Genomic DNA, 2733 nt, shown 5'->3' with positions numbered 1-2733 from the left:
GGAGACGAGCAGCGCCGAGGTGTTGCGCGCGATGCGTCGGCCCAGCGTCTCGGGGCGACCGAGGGGGCTGTCGAACGGCAGCACCGTGACGGCGTCCGCGCCGCCGACGCCGGCCGCGAACGCGGCGACGGTCGTGCGGAGCATGTTCACGTAGGGGTCGTAGCGGCTCATCATCGGCTTGCTGGTGACGGCGTGCTGCTTCTGCTCCACCGGCGCGGCCCCGCTCAGCTCGAGCACGCGGGCCCACAGCTGCCGAGCGGCGCGTAGCTTGGCGATGCTCGGGAACTGCTCGTCGGTGACCGCGTAGCGGAACTCGACGAGCCCCGCGGCGTCCTCGAGGGCGACGCCGGCTCCGGTCAGGGCGCGCAGGTAGTCAGCGGCCGCGGTCATCGACCAGCCGAGCTCCTGGGCGTCGGAGGCGCCGCGGTCGTGCACGCTCGTACCGTCGACGACGAACGCGAGGATCCCGCGCTCCTGGGCGAGCGCAGCGATGTCGGCGGTCGCCTGAGGGGCCGGCACGCCGAGGTTGGTGCCCGGGTGCAGCTCGAGGTCGCCGGCGAAGGCGAGGAACGCCTGCGCGGTGGCCACCGGGTCCGCGGTGGCGTCGAGGACGACGGGCGCGAGGTCGAGGAAGACGCCGTCGAGCAGGGTGTGGAAGTCGGTGTCGGGCCCGACGCTCAGCCAGAGGCTGGTCACGCCGCCGTTGAGGTCGACCAGTGCGTCCTCGTTGCCCGCCTTAGCAGGGCCGTGCCCGAGGTGGGCGCGGTTGTCCCAGGCGCCCGAACGAGTCGGGCGCACCGCCAGGTCGAGGTCGTCGAGCAGGTCAGGGGTGCCGAGCGGCGTCACCGCGATCCCGTCGAGCGTGGTCAGGGTGAGCTTGTCCCAGACCAGGTCGTCGGCGTCCTCGTCGGTCATCCGGCGCGCCTTGCGCAGCACCGTCGCGGTCGCCTTCTCCCAGTCGGCCTGTGTGTGGTCGTCGCCCGGCTGCGCGAGGTCCAGCGCCCCCTGGTCGGGCTCGAGCCCCGTCGGCTCGTCGAGGCCACCCACCACGAGTGTCTCGGCGCCGCTCTCCTGTGAAGACATTCCTGACCCCTAGAAGCACCCCGGGGCGTCGACCACAGAGTGTGACGTTTCTGAAACAAAGACCCCTTGCACCGTGGGGCCCGCGAGTCAGGTCAACGGAAGCGTCGCCGTGAAGAGGGACCCCTCCCCAGGCCTGCTCTCCACCTCGATCCTTCCGCCGTGGGCGGCCACGATCGCCTGGCAGATCCCGAGTCCCAGCCCGACGCCGGGAGTGAGTCGCTCCCGGGCCCGGGCCGAGCGGTAGAAGGGAGTGAAGAGCCGGTCGAGGTCGTCCTCGCTCATGCCGATGCCGGTGTCCCGGACGGCGATGAGCGCCACGTCGTCGCTGCAGCTCAGGGTCAGCAGGACCCGATCGCCGGGGTCGGAGTACTTGATGCCGTTGGAGACGAGGTTGTCGATCACCTGCCGCACCCGGCCTGCGTCGACGATGCCGTGAATCCCGGGCTCGATCTCGCCCTTCAGCTCCACGCCGGCCTCCCAGCCCGACGGCACCGCTGCCTCCAGGGCCTCCTCGGCGATCCGGCTCACGTCGGCCGTCATCGTGGCCAGCACGACCGGACCCGTGCGCTGCTCCGCGGACTCGAGCAGGTCGGAGACGAGGTCACGCAGGCGAGCGGCGTTGCGCTGGAGCACCTCGATCTGGTGTCGCGACTCCGCGCCGAAGTCGAGGCTCTCACCGAGCAGCTCGAGGTAGCCGACGACGGAGGCGAGCGGGGTTCGCAGCTCGTGCGAGACCGAGGCGAGGAAGTCGTCGCGCATCTGGATCGCCCGCATCAGCTCGGTGATGTCGCTGTAGGACATTCCCGAGCCGACGAAGCCGCCCGAGGGGTCGAAGAGCGCCCGGGAGGAGACCGAGATCGCCCGGCGCTCGACGGAGTCGGCGCCGATCCAGATCCGCAGGTCGTCGAACTCCTCGCCGTTCGCGGCCCGCGTCGACGGCATCTCCTCGGTCGTCAGGGCCGTGACGCCGTCGGCGGCGTAGACATGACCGAGCTGACCGGCCTGACCATGGTGACCCTCGGGGTAGGAGAGGTGCAGGAAGTCGCGGTGGCGGCGGTTGTAGGCCTCGTAGTGGCCGTGCTGGTCGATGAGGAGCAGCCCCACGTCGACGGTGTCGAGGATCGCCTGGGTCAGCTCGCGCTGGCGAGTGATGGTCTCGAGGGCCTCGCGCAGCTGCTGCTCGTGGGCGCGCTGCGGGGTCACGTCGATCAGCTGGCCGACGAGGCACCGCACCCGGCCTCCCTCGTCGCGCAGCACGTTCACCGCGTAGTCGCCCTGCAGGATCGACCCGTCGGCGCGCAGGCAGCGCTTGGTCAGGCGGTAGCCGTCGCGGATCCCCGCGACCGCCTCCTGGAACAGCCGCTCGTGCCGTGCACGGTCGTCGGGATGAGTGAAGTCGGCGTAGCGGGTGCCGACCAGCTGGGCTGCGTCACTGCGGAGGAGGTCGCACAGCGCACGGTTGACGCTCAGGACCGAACCATCCGGGCCGATAAGGGTCTCGGGAACGGGCGCGTGCTCGGCAGCAAGCTCTCGCAGCTGCCCCAGCTGCCCCAGCTGCCCGTCCCCCAGTGACCGCTTCACAGCCGTACCCCTCCCCCAGATCTTCTCAGCCTCACACGTCAAGACACCTGCGGAAAGTAAAATCGAGTC

The 2733-nt window shown here is 70.8% G+C and carries 2 protein-coding genes; both read right to left on the bottom strand.

The features are described from left to right. On the bottom strand, window positions 1-1083 hold a 1083-nt coding region (locus VOI19_RS17700; protein WP_323794264.1), incomplete at its 3' end, for a methylmalonyl-CoA mutase family protein. An 87-nt stretch (window positions 1084-1170) separates the two neighbouring features. Beyond that, on the bottom strand, window positions 1171-2664 hold the full coding sequence (locus VOI19_RS17695; protein WP_323794263.1) for a sensor histidine kinase: 1494 nt from the start codon (window positions 2662-2664) through the stop codon (window positions 1171-1173). Window positions 2665-2733: the final 69 nt, after the last annotated feature.

The sequence above is a fragment of the Nocardioides sp. genome, from assembly GCF_034670285.1.
Taxonomy (GTDB): Bacteria; Actinomycetota; Actinomycetes; order Propionibacteriales; family Nocardioidaceae; genus Nocardioides.
Note: the sequence above shows the minus strand (reverse complement) of the source record. Positions and strands in the feature narration are given on the sequence as shown.